The following is an 18,872-nucleotide window of genomic DNA, read 5'->3' as shown; positions in this document are numbered from 1 at the left end:
CCGCTCTAGCGGAACCGGTAGGTGATCCCGGCGCCCACCATGCGGGGCGCGCCCGCGATGAAGGTGGGCAGGCCCAGGCTGTCGCCGGTGTTGCCCGCGTCGATGATGTATTCCTCGTCCGTCAGGTTGGTGGCGAAGGCCTCCAGCGTGATCGGGAGATCGTCCGAGGTCCACGAGACGCGCAGGTTCAGGAGGCCGTAGGCCTTCTGGAACTCGTCCTGCACGTTGTCGGCCACGAACACGTTCGGCGGCTGCTGGAACACGGCCCGGTCGTTGTTGTCCTCGAAGAACACCTTCGACTGCCAGGTGTAGCTCGGCCGGATGTCCAGCTCGCCGTTCAGCAGCGGCAGGCGCCAGGACGCCGCGACCGACAGCGAGTGGTCGGGCGACAGCCGGAAGCGGTTGCCGTCATAGGCGCCGCCCTCGAACCGGGCGTGGCTGTAGGCGTAGGTGGCCAGGAGGTCGAGGGCGCCCGTCACCGCCAGGTCGGCCTGGGTCTCGAAGCCGTAGGCCTTGGCCTTGCCGGCGTTGGTGGTGACGAACAGCGTGCCCCGCTGCTCGACGGTCTGGAAGTTGTCGTAGTCGTAGTAGTAGGCCGAGGCGTCCAGGCGCAGGCGCCGGTCCAGCAGGGCCGCCTTGGCGCCGACCTCGTAGCTGTCGACCGTCTCGGCCTCGACGGTGGCGAAGCGCGGGGCCGTGCCCGGGGCCGCCGGGTTCGAGGCCGCCAGCACCTGCGGTCGCCGTCCGCGGGCGTACGAGCCGTAGAGGTTCACGTCCTCGGTCGCGGCGTAGCGGGCCACCAGGCGCCAAGTGACGCTGTCGTCCGTCAGGTCCTGGGTGAAGACCTGGCCGTTGCCGGTGGTCGGCTGGAAGGTCAGGCCGAACAGCGGAAGCTGCGCCTCGGGAATCTGCTGCACGATCGGGAGCTGGAGCGCGCCCAGGATGGCCTGCGCCTGGGCTAGGCCCTGGGCCGTGCCCGTGCCGGCGAGCTGGGCCGCCCCGATGGCGCCGCCCAGCACGCTGCGGCCGCCGACGACGCGCGAGCCGAAGCCCGTAGTCTTCTCGTCGCGGGTGAAGCGGACGCCGGCCGAGACCTCCAGCTTGTCGGTCACGTCGGCGGTGACGTCGGCGAAGACGTCGAACGAGTCGAGCTCGCTGGAGCTGGTCGCCTCCTCGACGTGGTTCGAGCGCAGGTTGGCGGCGATGGCCGCGGCCTGCGTCGGGGTCAGCACGACGCGGTTGCCGCTGAGGCTGGCCACCAGGCCGCGCAGCAGGGCGCCCGTGAACGCGGTGTTGCCGAACAGGGCGGCCGGCGCCGGCGTCGTCGCCGGCAGGCCCGTGCCCGCCGCGCCGCCGTTGAGCTGGCCGGTCAGCACGGCCAGGCCGATGCGCTCGTCGAACTGCAGCGGCAGGCGCTGGTCGTCGTTGGCGGTGAAGAAGCCGCCGCCCACGAAGCCGCGCACCCGGCCGCCGTTGTCGTAGTTGAGCCGGATCTCGTGGCTCCACTGGTCGCCGCGGGCGTCGTTCAGGCCGGTCAGGATCGGCAGCGACAGGCCGTCGGGATCGTAGGTCTCCTCGCTGTCGTAGCGGCGGTAGGCGCTGACGGTGTTCAGCGTCAGGGCGTCGGTCAGCTCCAGCGAGACGAGGCCGGTGTAGCTCACCAGCTCGCGCTCCAGGCCCAGGGTCCGATTGCCCTGGAAGCCCGCCGGCGCGGCCAGCGCCGCGGCGCTCCACGGCGTGCGGTCGGCCAGCACCTGACCCGTGGCCGGGTTGGTCGGCGAGAAGCCGCCCGACTTGAACGAGGTGCCGGTGGGCTCGTCGCGCTGGTAGTTGGCGATCAGGTCGACCTTCATCCGCTCGGACGGCTCGAAGTGGACCGAGCCGCGCACGGCCGAGGTGTCCACCGACTGGAAGGCGTCGCCGCCCAGCGCATTGTCCACATAGCCGTCGCGCTGGCGCACGCGGCCCGACAGGCGGACGGCGACGGTGTCCGAGACCGGCACGTTCAGCACCGCCTCGCCCAGGCGGTAGCCGTAGTCGCCGCCTTCGACCCGCACATGGCCCGAGGCCTGGGCGGGGGAGGCCTTGGCCTGGATGATGTTGACGCCGCCGATCAGGGCGCCGCGGCCGAACAGCGTGGACTGCGGGCCCTTGGCCACCTCGACCCGCTCCAGGTCGAACAGCTCCACATAGGCGCCCTGGGCCTTGGAGATCGAGACGCCGTCCTGGAACACCGACACCCGGGCCTCGGCGGCCGGGTCGGTGGAGTCCGAGGTGATGCCGCGCATCACGAAGCCCGGATTGTTGGGCGATTGGTCCTGGACCTCGAAGCCCGGCGTGAACAGCGACAGGTCGGCGAAGTCCTGAACGCCCAGTTCCTCCAGCCGCTGGCTGCCGTAGGCGGTCAGCGCGATCGGCACGTCGATGGCCTGCTGCTGCTGCTTCTGGGCGGTGACGACGATCTCCTCGACGGCCGGCGCCTCCTGGGCGGCGGCGGTTCCGCAGGCGCCCATCCAGACGAGGGCGCTCGCCGCGGCCAGCAGCCGCGAACGTGACATATGCATTGAACTATCCCCTACGCTTTGCGCGTGCCTTGGCCCTACGGCGCCATCACCAAGGATTCGTGACAGCCGCGGGCGGCGCCTGCCCTACACGCGTCCGGTGACCGGGACCAGGGCGCCCGTGACCGGTCTTGCCGCTTCGCTGGCCAGGAAGAGGATCACCGCCGCGAGTTCGGCGGGCGCCACCCAGGCCGAGAAGTCGGCGTCCGGCATGTCGGCGCGGTTGGTCGGGGTGTCGATGATCGAGGGCAGCACGGCGTTGACCGTGACGCCCGCGCCCTTCAGCTCCTCGGCCAGCGCCTGGGTGAGCGCGTGCACCCCCGCCTTCGAGGCCGCATAGGCGCCCATGCCGAGCCCCGCCTTTAGGGCGGCCGCCGAACCCACATTGACGATCCGGCCCGCGGCGCTGCGCTTCAGGTGCGGGATGGCCGCGCGGCTGGCGTTGGTCGCGGTGAGCACGTTCAGCCGGTAGAGCGCGGGCCAGGTGTCGGGCGCGCCGCTCTCGATGGTTTCCCAGCGGAAGCCGCCGGCGATGTTGAGCAGGACGTCCAGGCCGCCGAACCGCTCGGCCGCGGCGGCGATGGCCGCGCCCGCGTGGACGGGATCGGTCAGGTCCACGCCCGTCTGGACGAAGGCGCCCTCGGGGCCCGGGCATTCCTTGGCGTGGTCGATCAGGGCGAGCCGCGCGCCCTGGGCCGCCGCGGCTTCGACCACGGCGCGTCCCAGCACGCCCGCCGCCCCGGTGATCGCGATGATCCGTCCCGCCATGCCAGCCTCCCAGAATCGTCATGGCCGGGCTTGACCCGGCCATCCATAAGCACCGCGTTTTGGGGTCGCCCCGCAAGCGCCTGCGTGTCTGGATCCCCGCGCCAGGCCCGGGGATGACGACGGAGTGAAGCCTACAGCGCCTCGACGATGGTGACGTTGGCCATGCCGCCGCCTTCGCACATCGTCTGCAGGCCGTAGCGCTTGCCGCGGGCCTTCAGGGCATGGATCAGCGTGGTCATCAGCTTGGTGCCCGAGGCGCCAAGAGGGTGGCCCAGGGCGATCGCGCCGCCGTTGACGTTCAGCCGGTCCGGATCGACGCCCAGCTTCTGGAGGTAGGCCACCGGCACCGAGGCGAAGGCCTCGTTCACCTCGTAGAGGTCGATGTCGTCCACCGACATGCCGGCCTTCTTCAGCGCCCGCTCCGTGGCCGGGATCGGGGCCTCCAGCATGATCACCGGGTCGTGGCCCAGGATCGACAGGTGGTGGATGCGGGCCAGCGGCGTCAGGTTGTGCTCCTTCAGCGCCTTTTCCGAGACGACCATCACGCCCGAGGCGCCGTCGCAGATCTGGCTGGAGGTGGCCGCGGTGATCCGGCCGCCCTCGCGCAGCAGCTTCACGCTCTTCATCCCGTCGAGGCTGACGTCGAAGCGGATGCCCTCGTCCACGTCATGACGCACCGCATTGCCCTCGGCGTCGAGGCCGTCGATGGCCAGGATCTCGTTCTTGAAGGCGCCGGCCTGGGTCGCGGCGATGGCGCGCTGGTGGGACTGGTAGCCGAACTCGTCGAGCTGGTCCTTGGTCAGCCCGTACTTCTCGGCGATCATCTCGGCGCCCATGAACTGGCTGAACTGGATGTTGGGGTAGCGCTCCTCCATCCGCGGGCTCTTCGGCACGCCGAAGCCTTCCTTGGCGGGCAGCGACACCGACAGGCCCATGGGCACGCGGGTCATGCTCTCGACGCCCGAGGCGATCACCACGTCCATGGTTCCGCTCATCACCGCCTGGGCGGCGAACTGCAGCGCCTGCTGCGAGGAGCCGCACTGGCGGTCGACCGAGGTGGCCGGCACGCTTTCCGGCAGCTTGGAGGCCAGCACCGCGTTGCGGGCGATGTTGGTGGACTGCTCGCCCACCTGCATGACGCAGCCCATGACCACGTCCTCGACCGCCGCCGGATCGACGCCGGTGCGATCCATCAGCTCGTTCAGGACCACCGCGCCCAAGTCGGCGGGGTGCCAGCCGCGCACCCGGCCGCCCTTGCGGCCGCCGGCGGTGCGGGTTGCGGCGACGATATAGGCCTCGGCCATCTCACTGCTCCGTTGGTTTCCTCGTGCGCTTCGGAAGCGCCGTCGAAACAACTGTATGGAGGCGCCGCAACGGAAGACAACGCCCCCCAACTCGCCCGGAGTCAGGACCGCGAGAACACCTGCTCCAGAATGGTCTCCAGCCAGGTCCGGTCGGTCTCGTCGAAGGCGGCCTTCTCCTCGGAATCCACGTCCAGCACGGCGATCAGCCGGCCTTCTCCATCGAATACCGGGACAACGATCTCGCTGGCCGAGCGGCTGTCGCAGGCGATGTGGCCCGGGAAGGCGTGGACGTCCTCCACGACCTGAGTCTTCCCCGTCGCGGCCGCCGTCCCGCAGACGCCGCGGCCGAAGGCGATGCGCAGGCAGCCCAGCGTCCCCTGGTAGGGGCCCACGACCAGCTCGTCGCCCTTGGCCGGATCGACGACGTAGAAGCCGGTCCAGAAATAGTGGTCGAAGCTGGCGGCCAGCATCGAGGCCACGGTGGCCATGCGGGCCGTCAGGTTCGGCTCGCCCTCCAGCACGGCGGCGATCTCCTGCGCCACCGCCGCGTAGCGCTCGGCCTTGGCGGACGGCAGGACGATCTCGTTGAAGGCTTCGGCCATGGGAAGGGGTTCTAGCGCCACGCCGTGGCTGGACAAAGCCTCCGGCAGCGCATTTTCTGCCCGCCTCGGTTCGGTTTGGGGGAAGCTTCATGCGTTTGGCGGTGCTGGCGTCGGTCGTGGCGCTCACGGGGACGGCCGTTCTGGCCTCCACGGTCTCGGCCCAGGTGGCGGAAGCGCCCTCCCGCATCTTCACCGGGCGCGACCTCTTCGACCTGCAGACGGCCAGCGATCCGCAGGTGCGGCCCGACGGCGGCGCCATCGCCTACGTCCGCACCCGCTACGACGTCATGACCGACCGCGGCCAGCGCTCGATCTGGCTGGCCGATCCGCAGACCGGCGCCCAGTCGCCGCTGGTGGTCGAGGACGCCTCGGCCTTCAATCCCCGCTGGTCGCCGGACGGCGCGCGGCTGGCCTATGTCTCCACGGCCGGCGGCCAGCCGCAGCTCTACGTCCGCTGGGTGGCCCAGGGCCGCTCGGCCAAGGTGGCGACGCTGGAGCAGGCGCCCAACGACATCGCCTGGTCGCCCGACGGCAGGACGCTCGCCTTCACCATGCTCACGCTCGACGAGCCCAAGCCCCTGGGCGCGCCGGTGAAAAAGCCCGAGGGCGCCAAGTGGGCCGAGCCGCTGAAGGTGATCGACCGGATCACCTACCGCGCCGACGGCGAGGGCTATCTGAAGCCGGGCTACCGGCACGTCTTCGTGGTCTCGGCCGACGGCGGGGCGCCGCGCCAGATCACCTTCGGCAAGTATGACGACTTCGGCCCCATCGACTTCTCGGGCGACGGGCGCAGCGTCCTCTTCGCCACCAACCGGGCCGATGACTGGGAACGCGACCCGCAGGAGAGCGAGATCTACGCCGTTTCCATCGCCGACGGGACGCTCACCCGCCTGACCAACCGGGTGGGGCCCGACGCCAATCCGGTCGTCTCGCCCGACGGCTCGAAGATCGCCTACGTGGGCTATGACGACACCCGCCGCCGCGGCTACGAGAACGTCCGCCTGCATGTGATGGACCGTGACGGCCGGAACCCCCGCGTGCTCACCGGCGGCCTCGACCGCAGCGTGGGCCGGGCGCAGTGGGCGCCGGACGGCCGCAGCCTCTACGTGGACTACGACGACCAGGGCCAGACCAAGGTGGCCCGCGTCACCCTGGACGGCCGGGTCGAGACCCTGGTCACCGGCCTGGGCGGCGGCTCGCTCGACCGGCCCTACACCGGCGGCCAGTTCTCGGTCGGCAAGGGCGGCCTCATCGCCTTCACCCAGAGCACGCCCGACCATCCGGCCGACCTGGCGGTCGCCCGCAGCGGCAAGGTCACGCGTCTGACCCGCCTCAACGACGACCTGCTTTCGGCCAAGACCCTGGCCCGGGTGGAGCACCTGCCCGTGAAGTCGTCCTATGACGGCAAGCCGATCGACGCCTGGATCGCCACTCCGCCGAACTTCGACCCCTCGAAGACGTATCCGCTGATCCTGGAGATCCACGGCGGGCCGTTCGCCGCCTACGGCCCCTCGTTCGGCACGGACATCCAGCTCTATGCGGCGGCCGGCTACGTGGTGGTCTATGCCAACCCGCGGGGCTCCACGTCCTACGGCGAGGCCTTCGCCAACGAGATCGACCGCAACTATCCGAGCCACGACTACGACGACCTGATGAGCGTCGTGGACGCCGCCGTGGGCAAGGGCTTCGTCGATCCGCAGCGGCTCTACGTCACCGGCGGCTCGGGCGGAGGGGCGCTGACCGCCTGGATCGTCGGCAAGACGAACCGCTTCAAGGCGGCCGCCACCCAGAAGCCGGTGATCAACTGGACCAGCCAGGTGCTGACCGTGGACGGCTACACCTTCATGGCCCGCTACTGGTTCGGGAAGATGCCGTGGGAGGACCCGCAGGCCTACTGGGCCCGTTCGCCCCTGTCGCTGGTCGGCAATGTGACCACGCCCACCCTGGTGGTGGTCGGCGAGGAGGACTACCGGACCCCGCCATCCGAGTCGGAACAGTACTTCCAGGCCCTCCAGCTCCGCGGCGTACCCACGGCGCTCGTGCGGGTCCCGGGCGCCAGCCACGGGGGACTCGCCGCGCGGCCGTCGCAGTCCGCCGCCAAGGCCCAGGCCATCCTCGGCTGGTTCGAGCGTTATCGCTGAACGGAAGCGTGACCGTTTGACGCGGCCCACGGAGATCGCCCTCGGAGAACCGGGTCGGCCTGACCATGGCGGCTCCACCTATGGGTGGTGGAGGCCGAAGGGGGCGGCGCGGCGGCGGGATGAGCGGCCGCCGCCTCTCCCGCCCGGGGCATGATCAAAACAGGAACCCGACCCACCCCCAAAATGGGTAGTCGCGGGCTTTCTCGGATCGCCGGCATCTCGCAACTTAAGGGCGCACCTCGGGGGAGGTGGATAAGGGCGGTCGCGCCCGCAGGAGCATTGTTTTGGGAACGACGAGGCCGTTGCAGCAAGAGGTCATGGGCGCGCCGCTGGCGCTTGAGGCTCATGATCCCCACGGCGAAGGCCCGCATCCGGTCGACCGCCATGTCGGCCTCCGGATTCGGATGCGCCGTAAGGAAATCGGTGTCAGCCAGGAGCGGCTCGCCGAAGCGCTGGGGATCACCTTCCAGCAAGTTCAAAAATACGAACGCGGCGCCAACCGCGTCAGCGCCTCCAAGCTTTGGGAAATCGCCCGGGCGCTGAAGACGAACGTGACCTATTTCTACGAAGGTCTGAACGAGCACGACACGACGCCTTCCGATCAGGGCGCGCAAGACTTCATGCTCACCAGCGAAGGTCTCGAACTGATGGCCTCGTTCCCGCGAATCCCGAAGCCCGGCCTGCGACGCAAGCTCGTGGACCTGGTCCGCGCCGTGGCCGACGAGGACTGAGGCCGCTCACCGCCTGATGAAGCCGATCATGACGGCCGATCCCTCGCGGATCGGTCGTCTTCACTCGCCTTATAGGCGAGTTCCGGTCGGTCAGGCCCGGGCCGGGACCTGATAGCTGTCGCGCAGTTCGCGCTTCAGCACCTTGCCGATGTGGCTGCGCGGCAGGCCCTCGACGATCCTGAGGTCGGCCAGCCGCTGGGTCTTGCCGACCCGGCTGTTGACCCAGGCCTTCAGCTCCTCTGCGCCGACCGCCTGACCGGACTTCAGGGCCACGAAGGCGACGGGCGTCTCGCCCCAGGCCTCGGAGGGCACGCCCACGACGGCGGCCTCCAGCACCGCGGGGTGCCGAACGATCTCGGCCTCCAGGTCGCTCGGGTAGATGTTGAACCCGCCCGAGATGATCATGTCCTTCTTGCGGTCCATGAGGGTGAGGAAGCCGTCCTCGTCGAAGCGGCCGACGTCGCCGGTGCGGATGTAGCGCAGGCCCTCCGGCGACCACCACTCGGCGTCGGACGTCTTTCCCGGCTGGTTGTGGTAGCCGACCATCATCGCGCCCGAGCGGCCGACCACCTCGCCGATCTCGCCTCGCGGGACTTCCCGGCCGTCCTCGTCGATCAGCCGGATGTCGTGGCCCGGCAGCGGCTTGCCCACCGTGTGCAGCTTGTCCGGATACTCGTGGCAGACCAGGCCGCATGAGCCGCCGCCCTCGGTCATGCCGTAGTATTCGACGAGGCCGCCCGGCCAGCGCCGCAGCACCTCGGCCTTCAGCTCGGCCGGGAACGGCGCCGAGGTCGAGAACTTCATCCTGAAGGCCGACAGGTCGTACTTGTCGAAGTCCGGATAGGCCATCAGGCGCCGGTACTGCACGGGCACAAGCATGGCGTGGGTCACCCGGTGCTTCTCCGACAGCTTCAGGAACAGCTCGACGTCGAACTTCGGGATCAGCACCGCCGTCCCGCCGTTCGTGATCGTCGGCAGGAACGAGACCAGCGTGGTGTTCGAGTAGAGCGGCGTCGAGACGAGGCTGACGGCGTCCGACGGATAGACACCCCGGCGGATCTGGCCCCAGCGCATCCGGTGCGGCTGGACGATGCCCTTGGGCGCGCCGGTCGTTCCCGACGAGTAGATGATGTTGAAGCCCTGGTCGGGCTCGATCTCGTGCAGGACTGGCTTCGCTCCCTCGGGCGCCAGCCACTGCTCGAACGGCACGCCTGCGTCCGAGCCGTCGAGGGCCACCCGCCTGGCCGTGACCTCGCCCAGGACGCCGGCCATGGCCTCGGCCACGCCCTTGTCCAGGAAGAAGACCTTGGCGCCGCAGTCCTTGAGCTGCATCACCAGGCTCTCGGGCGTCGACGACGGCGCCAGCGGCGCCACGACGGCGCCGGCCCGCAGGATGCCGAAGAACGCCGCCCCGTACTCCGCCGAGGTGCTGGCGCAGATCGCCGCCACCTCGGCCTTGTCCACGCCGTCCCGCTGCAGGGCCGTGGCGATGCGGTCCATCAGGGCGTCCAGCTCGGCATAGGTGATGACCCGCCGGGGATCGACCAGCGCGGGCTTGTCCTTCAGGACGGCCGCCTGGGCGCGGATCACGTCGGCCATGGTCCCGAAATCCTGGGACAGCAGTTCCTCGGGGGTCACGCTCAACTCCTTACTCCGACGCCGGGCTCGGGCTCGTGGGTCAGCTCGGCCTGGGCCGCCAGCCGGCGCAGGGTCTCCGCATGGCTCGTCCGGCTGATGCGGTAGCCCAGCAGCAGCAGGGTCGCCAGTCCGTAGAGGGCGACCTGCACCGGCACGTAGACGAGTCCCAGGTTGCGCAGGATGTCGGCCGGCACGGCCCCCGGGGCGACGCCCTCCGGGAAACCCGCCGCGTCCACGATCATGCCCGCGCCGAAAATGCCGAGGCCCGAGACCGCCTTGTTCACGAACGCCGCGGCGGCGAAGAACAACCCTTCCTGCCGGCGGCCGGTCTTCAGCTCGGCGTCCTCCACCACGTCGGCGATCATCGAGACGAAGAGGATGCTGCCGGCGGTCCCCAACGTGACCGTCGCCACGTTGTTGGCGAATATCCAGACATAGAGCGCCGTCGTGCCGTTCTCCGGCATCAGGCCCAGAAGCCGCAGCACCACGGGCGAAACCGAGAGCATCATGGCCATGGGCAGCATGACGAGGGCGGCCGGCTTCTTGTCGAACCGCTGGCCGATGCGGGCCGCGGTGGCGAAGGCGACCACCGCGGCGATCAGGCTGGAGAACGTGAACCCCGCGATCTGGGCGGCGCTGAACTCCCAGAAGTAGGTCGAGAAGTAGAGGGTGATGGCGAAGCCCAGGCCGATGGCGGTGGCCAGGAAGAAGCTAGAGGCCAGGATCATCAGGAACGAGCGGTTGGCGAGCGTGCCGAACATCTCGATCCAGAAGCGGCCCATGCTGAGGCGCTCGTGCGGCGGCTCGCGCAGGCGGCGGATCTCGCGGTGCGTCCCGATGGCCGAGACCAGGATGGCGAACAGCATCAGCCCGCCCGCGAAGAGGCCGTAGTCGTGATAGCCCTCCGCGTTGAGCTGGCCCACCGGATGCTCGGGCGTCGGCCGCAGGAAGACCGAGAGCGCCAGACCGTACATGGCCAGGCCGCCCAGCCAACTGAACAGGAAGCGGTACGACAGGAGCCGGGTGCGTTCGTCGTAGTCGGTGGTGAGTTCGGCGGCCAGCGCCGCCGAGGGGATCTCATAGGCGCTGATGAAGGTGCGGATCAGCACCGCCACGCCCACGAGGTAGGCGATCTGGGCGTTCTCGCTCCAGCCCGTCGGCGGGTTCCAGAGCAGCAGGTAGGACACGGCCACCGGCAGGGCCGCGGCGTACATGAAAGGATGGCGCCGGCCCCACTTCGAGCGGGTGTTATCCGAGAGCTGGCCCAGCACCGGATCGATGAAGGCGTCGATGACCAGGGCCGCCATGATGGCCACCCCCACCTTCGCGGCCGGCAGTCCCAGCACCTGGGCGTAGAAGAAGGCCAGGAAGAACGAGAAGCCGTTGTCCTTCACCCCGAAGGCCACCGACCCGAACCCGTAGAAGAAGCGCGTGCGGAAGCCCAGGCGGCGCGCGCCCGGAGCCAGCGTCTCTGCAGCCAAGGCCTTCCCTCCCTTCCCACGGGCCCGTTGCGGGCTTCTCCGGGCCACCGTGCGGGAGCCGCGGGGGCGCGTCAACGTTTGAGTTAACGGTATGTAACAGTGCTTGACGGTCCGGCGGCCTTTGGTTGAGTAACTGGTATCCAACGATATGGGAGGCGGCGATGGGTGTGGGGAACTTGGGCCGGCGGGCGGCCATGCTGGCCATGGGCGCGGGCCTGGCGGTCCTGCTGGCGGCCGGGGCGGACGCCCAGCCGGCGCGCCGCAATCCGGCCGATCCGGCCACGTGGAGCACTGGCCGCGCCCGCGACTACCGGGCGCCCGAGGACGTGGCCTTCCGGACCGTGGACATCATGAGCGAGGGCGTGCGCCTGCACGGCGAGATGTTCCGCCCCAGGGCGGTCCCGCCCACCCAGAAGCTGCCGACCATCGTCATGGCCCACGGCTGGGGCGGGGTGGCGGCCAACTTCCGCGCCGACGCCGTCCAGCTGGCGCGCGCCGGCTTCCAGGTGCTGACCTTCGACTACCGCGGCTGGGGCGAGAGCGACTCCCGCGTGATCCTTACCGGGCCAGAGCCCCTGCCCCTGCCGCCCGGCCGCAAGTTCACGGCCGAGGTCCAGGCGATCCGCGGCTACGTCGATCCCGGCGAACAGGCGCAGGACTGGTTCAACGTGATCAACTGGGCGGCGGCCGAGCCCACCGTCGACGCCGAGCGCATCGGCATCCGCGGCTCCAGCTTCTCGGGCGGCCTGGTGGTCCATGTGGCGGCCCACGACGACCGGGTGAAGGCGCTGGTGAGCCAGGTGGGCTCCATTCCGTCCAGCCCGCCGCCCGGGGAGCCGAACCCCATGGCCGCCCCGTTCCGCGCGGCGGCGGCGCGGATGGCCCGCGGCGAGATGGGCTATCCAGAGCCGGGCGCCCAGGTGATCGGCGCCCTGATGGGCGCGCCCATCGGCGACAAGCTGCTGCGCTGGACGCCCGGCGACGACGCCGCCCGCGTCTCCGCGCCGGCGCTGTTCATCGTGGCCGAGAACGAGGAGCTGTTCGACAATCGCCCCAACGCCATCGCCGCTTCCGAGCGGGTGAAGGGGCCAAGGAAGCTCGTCGTCATGCCCGGCATCAAGCACTACGGCGTCTACAACGAGAAGCGCGAGGAGGCCGTGGCGCTGGCCGTCGACTGGTTCCGCCAATACCTAAAGTAGTCAGGGCGCGGGCGGCGAGACGAGCCCCTCGAACACCGGCCGAACGTAGGCGCCGGCCGCCCCCTCCGGGGTCAGCCCGGGCGTCCAGAAGTGCAGCTCGGCGGCGGCGTTGATGGCCGCCGTCAGCATCTGGGCGGCGATGTTGACGTCCACCGGCCGCATCGAACCGTCGGCGATTCCGTCGCAGATCATCGAGGCGAAGCGGTAGGAGAGCTGGCCGAACTTCTCCATCAGGCCCGCCCGGATGGCCTCCGGCACGGCCGTGAGCGCCGAGGTTCGCAGCAGGGGGCCGCCGCCGGCCATCTGGTGGCCGATCAGGGTCGAGGCGACCGTCGCCAGCATCTCCAGCCCCGAGCCGGCCTCGGCCTCCGCGGTCCGGATCGCCCGCCACATCAGGTCGAAGGTGCGCTCGAAACAGGCGACCACCAGATCGTCCTTGGTCTCGTTGTGGTGGTAGAAGGCGCCCTTGCTGACGTTCAGCCGGGCCGAGATCCGCTCCACCGAGGCGCCATGGTAGCCCTCGTCGTTGATGAGCTGGGTGGCGGCGCGCAGGAACAGCTCGGACGAGGAGTCCGGCGCGCCCTCCAGCGAGGGCGCGACCGCCCTCGCCTTGGGCCAGGCGACGCCAGGCGCCAGCAGTCCGTTCACCAGGATGTCGCCCATGCGCTCGGCGGTGCGCGGATAGTCCGACAGCTCAGCCTGGCGCAGCCACGCCGGAATCCAGAACATCTGCGAGAGCAGCAGATGGGCCCGGGCGTTGCGGTGCGTGCGGGGAAGCTCGCCCAGCAGCCGCCGCAGACGCCGGAACATCTCCACATAGGCCACGTTGACCGGTTCGCAGTTCAGCGCGCGGACATCGTTGAAGACGGGGATGCGGTCGGCCTCGCCCCGCGCTATCGCCCCCGCGTAGTCGAAGTAGGCCCGCACGAAGGCCGAAAGCCGCTCGGCCGGCGCCCCCGCGCCCTCGCCCGCTGCGATCAGCGCCTCGAACTGGCCGATGCCCTTCAGGAAGGCGGCGGCGGCCAGCTCCTCCTTGTTGCGGAAGTAGTAGATGACGCCGGTGGGCACGAGGTCGAGCCGCGCGGCCACCTCGCCGAGCGTCATGCCGCGCACGCCCTTGCGGTTCATCTCCTCGACGGCGAAGCGGACGATGGCCTCGCGCTTGGCCTGATAGCGTCGGGTCGGCGCCCGCTGGGCCTGGGGTTTCGACGGGGCTGCGTCGTCGGGGGTGGCCATCTGCCCTGTTTAGCGAAATTGCAGCCCCGGCGCTAACGCGACCCGCCCATGGTTGACCCAGGGGCAAGCTGATCACCGGATCGGTCGGCGGCCGCCTCTCCCGCGCCGCCAGGAGGCTCGCCATGGTGGAAGTCGTCCACCATCTCGTGGAGCACGACTGCGGGCGCTGGAGCGACCATGGCGCCGCCGCGCACCGCGGTGAGCCGATCGGCGATGTCCGCCAGGAAGGCCATGGGGTCGGGGGCCAGCAGCTCGGCGATGGCGTAAAGCTCCAGGGCGTCGACGCGCCGCTGACCGCGTTCGATCATCGCCACATGGGAGGCGGCCTTGCCGAGGGCCGCGGCGAGCCTGGCCTGGCTCATTCCGAGGCGTTTTCGACCCGCCACCACCGCCTCCCGGATCGCCCGGTACTCGTCGCTGAACACCGGGTTCGGACGGCGCTGGGCGGACGGAGGCCGGCGCGGCTGCATCGTCACGTTCGGCTCCTTTCCCGGGCGCGGTCCAAACCCCTCTCCTCGATCGCGACGCCTCAGTAGACGATGCGGCTTTCCAGGTGCCGTTCGACCTCCTCGCGGGTGGTCCACAGCGTGCGATAGGTGCGGGTGGAGAGACGTTCGAGCTGGTCGCCGCGATGTCGCGCGCCCGGTTGCGTCGAACTCCCGTAGCTCATCAGACCGACCGCGCGGATTGGCGTGCTGAACTCGACCATCGAGATCCAGGTCTCGCCATGGACCGGCGTCCGCCGGCCGTCCTTCGGCGGGCTCCAGGTGATCACGTTGAAGACGCCCATGTTGCCGAAGCCGCCGGCGCCGGGCGCGTCCGTCCCGGCGAGCGCGAAGCGCGAGACCTCGCCGAACGGGCGGTCCAGGGCGCCGTACTGGGCGCGGGTCTCCTCGGCCGCCGCCTTGAGCATCGCCACGGCCACCGCCGGGTCCTTGAGCCCCACCGGCGTGTCGATGGGACGCTCGGCGTCCCAACGGACACGGTAGTTGGCGTCGCTGCTGAAGGTGGGACCGGCGAAGCGCTTCGCCCAGGCTTCGAACAGCAGGGCGCCGCGCGCTTCGGGACTGGTCGTGCGGTCCCAGCCCCTCAGCACGGCCGCCGCGGCCTTTATCTCGGCATCCGGGCTGGCGTCGGCCGCCGCGAGAAGCTCGTCCAGCACGCGGTCGGCCATGAGGACATGGGTCGAGGCCTTGCGGCGCACGAAGTCGTCGAAGCTGATCTTCGGCGCGTCGGCCATCAGGTGCGACGACTGCTGGGCCCTCAGCGACAGGGGTCCGGGGTTCGCCAGGTAGGGCGGATAGTCCTTGGCCTGGATGGCCTGGGGCCAGGTGGAGACCCAGGGCGGGTCGTTGGTGTTCTGGACATAACCGGTGGCCGGATCGGTGACCTTGGCGAGATCCTCATAGGGATGGACCTCGGTCCAGAGGGTGGCGGAGGTGTCGCCCGGAACGAGGCCGCTCCAGTAGCGCAGGTCCCCGCTCGCCCGCTTCGGCAGGATGCCGTTGTGCAGGTACTGGATATGGCCTTCGCGATCGGCGTAGACGATGTTGAAGGATGGCACCTGGAGCCGCCGCATCACCGCCTCGTACTCGGCGAAGCTCTTCGACTTGCCCATGTCCCAGTACTGGCGGAGCGCCCCGGGACGATCGAGGCCGGCCACCCGCACGGCCACCGTCTTCCCGTCTGCGCGGGTGAACACCGGACCGTGCACCGACGAGCGCAGCTCCAGCGTCTCGGTCTTCATCGACCCGTCCGCCTGCCGCACCTTGAAGGTCTTGCGGCGGGTCGCGAAGGGCCGCACCTGGCCGTCGAAGACATACCCGCCGTCGGCCAGCTTGAGCTCGTAGTTGGTCGCCCCCAGCATGTTGTTGACCGTGTTGGTGAACCCCATCCGGTCGTTGAAGGCGAAGCGCAGGACGGGCAGGCCCACCTGGGTCGCGCCGTACATCTTGAAGCCGGGTCCGTTGAGGTCGGCTTCGAAATAGGTGAGCTGGCTGGGCTCCCACGGCAGGTGGGGATTGGCCAGCAGCAGGGTCGCGCCGCTCGCCGACTTCTTCGGGGCCACGGCCCAGGCGTTGGAGCCCGCCTCGGCGTTGCCGCCGAGGGTGCGCTGGGCGGGCGCGACGTACTGGAAGTTCATGAGTTTGTGCGCGTGGGCCATCACGTCCACGCCGGTCACCGGCAGCACCTGCCGCACCGAGGGGTCCAGGGCCTCGGGATGAGCCCGGGCATAGGCGTTGATGCCGGCCGCGAAGGCGTCGAGGTTGGCGCGGAAGCTGGCCGGCTCCTGGGCGTACCAGGCCTGCGCCCGCTCATAGACGTCGTTGGCCAGCACCCAGCGGTCGCTTTCGATCTCGGCCGGGCCCCAGTATTCGGCGGCCCGCCCGCGGGCCTGGCCATAGAGCTTCAGCACCAGGTCGCCATGGTTCTGCGCGGTGGCGTAGCCGAAGCCCTGGAAGACGGCGGCCTCGTCCTTCCCGTAGATGTGCGGCACGCCGTAGGTGTCGAAGAGGATTTCGCCGCGGCTCTCGGCGGCCGCGTAGGTCGGCGGAACGCCGACCAACAGCGCGGCGGCTGCGACACCAATGAGCGTGCGGCGGAGCAGGGTCATGGGGGATTCCTCACCGATCCAGGAAGCGGGCGAGGAGGTCCGGCGCGAGCGTCGGCCCGGCCTCCTCGCCAGCCGGCCTCAGAAGTTCACCGTCACCCGGGCGTAGTAGTAGCCCCCATAGAGCCCGAACGGGGAATTCCCGCCGAACGGCGCGAAACCGTTCGTGTCCGGCACGGTGTTGCGGTCGGGATAGACATCGAAGACGTTGTTGGCCCCGCCCGCGACCGTCACCCGCTCGTTGACGTCGTAGCTGATTTCCAGGTCGGTGAGCCACTTGGCCCCGAACTTCTGGTCGAAGGTCGGATTGTTGTTGAGGCTCTTCCACTTGCCGTAGCGGTTCTCGCGGACGCTCACGCGCCAGGGACCCTGGGTCCACTCGCCCCCGAGCAACAGCTTGGTCCTCGGGGTCGAGACGGTCACCGAGCCCTGCTGCTGGCGGTCGAACAGCGTCAGGCCGAGGCCCGCCAGTTCCGGCGGGTTGTCGGCGATGTCGTGGATCGTCGTCTTGTTCCAGTTGAAGCCCAGCGTGCCCCGCAGCCGGCCCAGGTCGCCGAGGTCGTGAGTGTAGGAGCCCACGACGTCGACGCCGGTGGTGTTGGTGTCGATGGCGTTGGCGAAATAGCGCACCGACAGGTTGGTCGGCAGGCCGTTGGCGCGCAGCACGTTGGCGACGCCGGTTCCCGACAGCAGGCCGGTGAGCGCGATGCGGTCACGCAGCTCGATGCGGTAGGCGTCGACGGTGACGGAAAGCCCCGGGACGGGCTTAAGCGCCAGCCCGACGCTGTAGTTGGTCGACGTTTCCGGCTCCAGCGGCTTGGCCCCCAGGGCCTCGCCCACCGGCGAGTCCGGGCGCACCGTCTTCGACTCAACGAACGTGAAGACGCCGTTGATGATGTTGGCCTGGTTGGCCGTCTGGGCGTAGCCCGTCTGCGAGAGCGAGGGAGCCCGGAAGCCGTTGCTGACAGTGGCCCGGAGCGCCACGGCGTCGCTGAACTCGTACCGGGCGGTCACCTTGCCGCTCAGCACGTCTCCGGCGGCGTCATCGTAGCTTTCGTAGCGGCCGGCGGCGCCGATCAGCAGCCGGTCGGTCACGTCGAGGCTGAGGTCGACATAGGCGGCGACATTGGTGCGGGTCACGTCCGCCTCGTCGGCGGGTGTCAGGATGGTCGCCCCCTGCGCGCCGACGCTCGCCGCGCGGCCCGCCAGATTGCCGTAGCCCGCGGGATAGACATAGCCGCCCGCGGCATAGGCTTCCGGATCGCCCGCCTTGGTGGCGTAGCGTTCCCAGCGGAACTCGGCGCCGGCCGCGACCGTCAGCGGCCGATCCCCGAAGACGGCGAACTGGCGGTTGGCGTCAAGGTTCGTGGTCCACTGCTCGAAGGTCGAGCGGAAGGTGTGGAATTCGGTCGGGCTGCTCGGGCCCAGCGAGGCGTTCAGACTGTGGCTGGACCCGTGGTCGACGCGGTTGCGGCCGTAGGTCGTGCTCAGGTCGAAAGCCCACGCCCCGATGTCCCTGCGCCCGCCCGCCGTAGCCTGGAAATCGAGCTCGTCCAGGGTGTAGTTCGGCGCGAAGCCGTCGGGGTAGATCTGGATCAGGTTCTGATTGCTGTTCGGACGCCGGAAGCCCTGGCCGACCACCGCCTCACGGAAGCTTAGGGTGCCCGACGCGTAGGCCTCGACGGCGCCGAGCGTCTGGCCGGCGTTGAGCGACAGACTGACCGACTTGTTCTTCGGCAGGCCGCCCCGATAGAGCTGGTAGCGGTGGGCGGTGGCCTCCCGCGGGTCCGGCGCGCCGCCCGGCAGGGTGAAGTAGAGCTGCCCGGTCACATCCACGCCGCGAAGTGCGTCGTGCTGGGTCTTGGCGTCGGCGGCGAGCGTCAGATAGCCGTCGTCTCCGAAGTTGAAGCCATGCCAGATGTCGGCCTGCGCCGTCTCGCCGTCGGTCACGCCGTTGTAGGCGTAGCGCTGGCCGGCGTTGACGTTCAGGCGGCCGCCCTGGGCGTCCTTCCGCAGGATGACGTTGATCACGCCGGCGATGGCGTCCGAGCCGTACTGGGCCGCGGCGCCGTCCCGTAGGACCTCGATCCGCTCGATGGCGCTGGCGGGAATGAGATCGAGGTCGACGGGGTTGCCCCCGTTCGACAGGTTGCCCGTGCTGAGGTTCAGGAGCGAGCTGTTGTGGCGGCGCTTGCCGTCCACCAGCACCAGGACGTGCACCCCGCCCAGGCCCCGCAGGCCGGCTGGACGCGCCAGGCTGTCCCACGACGAGCTGCCGACGGTCTGGGCCTGGAAGGATGGAATCAGCTGGGTGAGGGCGTCCCGCAGGGGAGCGGCGCCGCCCATCCGCTCGAGCTGATCCCCACCGATCACATCGATTGGCGCGGGGCTGGAGAGCACCGTACGCGCCTGCCCCCGACTCCCGGTGACCACCACTTCCTCGACGGCCCCGCCGTCGCCCGTCTGGGCGAAGGCAGGGGCGGCGAATCCGGCGGCCAGCACCGTCGTCGCCATCAGGATGTTCCGCATCTTCATATTCTCGATCCCCTCTTCTGTTCCGCCGTCGGATGGCGTTTCGGCACTCGCCGCGCTCGCGCGCC

At 69.9% G+C, this 18,872-nt stretch carries 13 protein-coding genes; 3 read left to right on the top strand and 10 right to left on the bottom strand.

Features of this window, described 5'->3' with window-relative positions:
• Nucleotides 1-5 precede the first annotated feature (5 nt).
• From ACK4TT_RS01350 to ACK4TT_RS01335, 4 genes are all read right to left on the bottom strand, one after another.
• Nucleotides 6-2,558 carry a TonB-dependent receptor gene (locus tag ACK4TT_RS01350; RefSeq protein WP_410212163.1) on the bottom strand — a complete coding sequence of 851 codons (2,553 nt, stop codon included), beginning with the start codon at nt 2,556-2,558 and terminating at the stop codon, nt 6-8.
• Between the two features lie 90 nt (nt 2,559-2,648).
• Entirely contained in the window at nt 2,649-3,329 is a 681-nt protein-coding gene (locus tag ACK4TT_RS01345) for an SDR family NAD(P)-dependent oxidoreductase (protein ID WP_410212162.1), read from the bottom strand.
• 131 nt (nt 3,330-3,460) lie between these two features.
• Complete coding sequence (locus tag ACK4TT_RS01340) at nt 3,461-4,633, bottom strand: acetyl-CoA C-acetyltransferase (RefSeq protein WP_410212161.1); 1,173 nt, start codon at nt 4,631-4,633, stop codon at nt 3,461-3,463.
• Nucleotides 4,634-4,734: 101 nt separating this feature from the next.
• Entirely contained in the window at nt 4,735-5,235 is a 501-nt protein-coding gene (locus ACK4TT_RS01335; protein WP_409633874.1) for a GAF domain-containing protein, read from the bottom strand.
• Between the two features lie 89 nt (nt 5,236-5,324).
• Here ACK4TT_RS01335 and ACK4TT_RS01330 point away from each other — a divergent pair, with 89 nt between their 5' ends.
• Both ACK4TT_RS01330 and ACK4TT_RS01325 read left to right on the top strand, forming a co-directional pair.
• Nucleotides 5,325-7,376 carry a prolyl oligopeptidase family serine peptidase gene (locus ACK4TT_RS01330; RefSeq protein WP_410212160.1) on the top strand — a complete coding sequence of 684 codons (2,052 nt, stop codon included), beginning with the start codon at nt 5,325-5,327 and terminating at the stop codon, nt 7,374-7,376.
• A gap of 317 nt (nt 7,377-7,693) precedes the next feature.
• Nucleotides 7,694-8,107, top strand: coding sequence for a helix-turn-helix domain-containing protein (locus tag ACK4TT_RS01325; protein ID WP_409633868.1), 414 nt, complete (start codon nt 7,694-7,696; stop codon nt 8,105-8,107).
• A gap of 90 nt (nt 8,108-8,197) precedes the next feature.
• On the opposite strand, the gene ACK4TT_RS01320 is transcribed toward ACK4TT_RS01325, so the two are convergent.
• Nucleotides 8,198-9,745, bottom strand: coding sequence for a class I adenylate-forming enzyme family protein (locus ACK4TT_RS01320; RefSeq protein WP_410212159.1), 1,548 nt, complete (start codon nt 9,743-9,745; stop codon nt 8,198-8,200).
• 2 nt (nt 9,746-9,747) lie between these two features.
• Nucleotides 9,748-11,226 carry an MFS transporter gene (locus tag ACK4TT_RS01315; protein ID WP_410212158.1) on the bottom strand — a complete coding sequence of 493 codons (1,479 nt, stop codon included), beginning with the start codon at nt 11,224-11,226 and terminating at the stop codon, nt 9,748-9,750.
• 161 nt (nt 11,227-11,387) lie between these two features.
• Here ACK4TT_RS01315 and ACK4TT_RS01310 point away from each other — a divergent pair, with 161 nt between their 5' ends.
• Nucleotides 11,388-12,425: an alpha/beta hydrolase gene (locus ACK4TT_RS01310; protein WP_409633859.1), complete on the top strand. Its 1,038-nt coding sequence runs from the start codon at nt 11,388-11,390 to the stop codon at nt 12,423-12,425.
• Here ACK4TT_RS01310 and ACK4TT_RS01305 read toward each other — a convergent pair whose 3' ends face one another.
• The 4 genes from ACK4TT_RS01305 to ACK4TT_RS01290 form a co-directional block, all read right to left on the bottom strand.
• Nucleotides 12,426-13,661, bottom strand: a complete 1,236-nt coding sequence (locus ACK4TT_RS01305; protein WP_409633857.1) for a TetR/AcrR family transcriptional regulator — start codon at nt 13,659-13,661, stop codon at nt 12,426-12,428.
• 32 nt (nt 13,662-13,693) lie between these two features.
• Nucleotides 13,694-14,131 (bottom strand): helix-turn-helix domain-containing protein, encoded by a 438-nt coding sequence (locus ACK4TT_RS01300; protein ID WP_410212274.1) that lies wholly within the window; start codon nt 14,129-14,131, stop codon nt 13,694-13,696.
• A 59-nt stretch (nt 14,132-14,190) separates the two neighbouring features.
• The gene (locus tag ACK4TT_RS01295) at nt 14,191-16,275 is read right to left on the bottom strand and encodes a penicillin acylase family protein (RefSeq protein WP_410212157.1); all 2,085 of its coding nucleotides are present in this window, start codon (nt 16,273-16,275) and stop codon (nt 14,191-14,193) included.
• A 78-nt stretch (nt 16,276-16,353) separates the two neighbouring features.
• The gene (locus ACK4TT_RS01290) at nt 16,354-18,807 is read right to left on the bottom strand and encodes a TonB-dependent receptor plug domain-containing protein (protein ID WP_409633853.1); all 2,454 of its coding nucleotides are present in this window, start codon (nt 18,805-18,807) and stop codon (nt 16,354-16,356) included.
• Nucleotides 18,808-18,872 lie beyond the last annotated feature (65 nt).

Origin of the sequence: Phenylobacterium sp. (assembly GCF_046463815.1) — a bacterium.
Taxonomy (GTDB): domain Bacteria; phylum Pseudomonadota; class Alphaproteobacteria; order Caulobacterales; family Caulobacteraceae; genus Phenylobacterium.
Note: the sequence above shows the minus strand (reverse complement) of the source record. Positions and strands in the feature narration are given on the sequence as shown.

Excerpts from the sequence above, each read along its gene's own strand:
- ACK4TT_RS01350 (WP_410212163.1), bottom strand. The coding sequence starts at position 2,558 with ATGTCACGTTCGCGGCTGCTGGCCGCGGCGAGCGCCCTCGTCTGGATG.
- ACK4TT_RS01345 (WP_410212162.1), bottom strand. The coding sequence starts at position 3,329 with ATGGCGGGACGGATCATCGCGATCACCGGGGCGGCGGGCGTGCTGGGA.
- ACK4TT_RS01340 (WP_410212161.1), bottom strand. The coding sequence starts at position 4,633 with ATGGCCGAGGCCTATATCGTCGCCGCAACCCGCACCGCCGGCGGCCGC.
- ACK4TT_RS01335 (WP_409633874.1), bottom strand. The coding sequence starts at position 5,235 with ATGGCCGAAGCCTTCAACGAGATCGTCCTGCCGTCCGCCAAGGCCGAG.
- ACK4TT_RS01330 (WP_410212160.1), top strand. The coding sequence starts at position 5,325 with ATGCGTTTGGCGGTGCTGGCGTCGGTCGTGGCGCTCACGGGGACGGCC.
- ACK4TT_RS01325 (WP_409633868.1), top strand. The coding sequence starts at position 7,694 with ATGGGCGCGCCGCTGGCGCTTGAGGCTCATGATCCCCACGGCGAAGGC.
- ACK4TT_RS01310 (WP_409633859.1), top strand. The coding sequence starts at position 11,388 with ATGGGTGTGGGGAACTTGGGCCGGCGGGCGGCCATGCTGGCCATGGGC.
- ACK4TT_RS01305 (WP_409633857.1), bottom strand. The coding sequence starts at position 13,661 with ATGGCCACCCCCGACGACGCAGCCCCGTCGAAACCCCAGGCCCAGCGG.
- ACK4TT_RS01300 (WP_410212274.1), bottom strand. The coding sequence starts at position 14,131 with ATGCAGCCGCGCCGGCCTCCGTCCGCCCAGCGCCGTCCGAACCCGGTG.
- ACK4TT_RS01295 (WP_410212157.1), bottom strand. The coding sequence starts at position 16,275 with ATGACCCTGCTCCGCCGCACGCTCATTGGTGTCGCAGCCGCCGCGCTG.
- ACK4TT_RS01290 (WP_409633853.1), bottom strand. The coding sequence starts at position 18,807 with ATGAAGATGCGGAACATCCTGATGGCGACGACGGTGCTGGCCGCCGGA.